Here is a 1,284-nt window from a genome sequence, read left to right on the forward strand (position 1 = left end):
ATCAGCCTGTTATCCCCGGAGTACCTTTTATCCGTTGAGCGATGGCCCTTCCATTCAGAACCACCGGATCACTATGACCTACTTTCGTACCTGCTCGACGTGTCTGTCTCGCAGTTAAGCTGGCTTGTGCCATTACACTAACCGTACGATGTCCGACCGTACTTAGCCAACCTTCGTGCTCCTCCGTTACTCTTTAGGAGGAGACCGCCCCAGTCAAACTACCCACCAGGCACTGTCCCTAATCCCGATAAGGGACCAAGGTTAGAACACCAACACTGCAAGGGTGGTATTTCAAGGTTGACTCCATCAGGACTGGCGTCCCAACTTCAAAGTCTCCCACCTATCCTACACATGCAGGGTCAATGTTCAGTGCCAAGCTATAGTAAAGGTTCACGGGGTCTTTCCGTCTAGCCGCGGGTATACGGCATCTTCACCGCAATTTCAACTTCACTGAGTCTCGGCTGGAGACAGCGTGGCCATCATTACGCCATTCGTGCAGGTCGGAACTTACCCGACAAGGAATTTCGCTACCTTAGGACCGTTATAGTTACGGCCGCCGTTTACCGGGGCTTCGATCATGAGCTTCTCCGAAGATAACCCAATCAATTAACCTTCCGGCACCGGGCAGGCGTCACACCGTATACTTCCTCTTGCGAGTTCGCACAGTGCTGTGTTTTTGATAAACAGTTGCAGCCACCTGGTATCTGCGACTGCCAGCAGCTTACGGAGCAAGTCCTTCACCGCCGGCAGCGTACCTTCTCCCGAAGTTACGGTACCATTTTGCCTAGTTCCTTCAGCCGAGTTCTCTCAAGCGCCTTGGTATTCTCTACCCGACCACCTGTGTCGGTTTGGGGTACGATTCCTACTAACCTGAAGCTTAGAAGATTTTCCTGGAAGCATGGCATCAACCACTTCATCACCTTAGTGACTCGTCATCAGCTCTCAGTGTAAATGTGCCCGGATTTGCCTAAGCACAACACCTACTACCTTAAACGCGGACTACCAACGCCGCGCTGGCCTAGCCTTCTCCGTCTCTCCATCGCAGTTAGCAGAAGTACGGGAATATTAACCCGTTTCCCATCGACTACGCCTTTCAGCCTCGCCTTAGGGGTCGACTCACCCTGCCCCGATTAACGTTGGACAGGAACCCTTGGTCTTTCGGCGTGGAGGTTTTTCACCCCCATTATCGTTACTCATGTCAACATTCGCACTTCTGATACGTCCAGTGTGGGTTACCCCTTCACCTTCAACCGCTTACAGAACGCTCCTCTACCGCACATACAA

Annotated in this window: 1 rRNA gene; it reads right to left on the bottom strand. The window is 52.3% G+C overall.

Annotated elements, in window-relative coordinates:
- A 23S ribosomal RNA gene (locus HR45_RS18870) occupies positions 1 to 1,284 on the bottom strand; the annotation flags it as partial.

The organism is Shewanella mangrovi (assembly GCF_000753795.1).
In the GTDB taxonomy this organism is placed as follows: Bacteria; Pseudomonadota; Gammaproteobacteria; order Enterobacterales; family Shewanellaceae; genus Shewanella; species Shewanella mangrovi.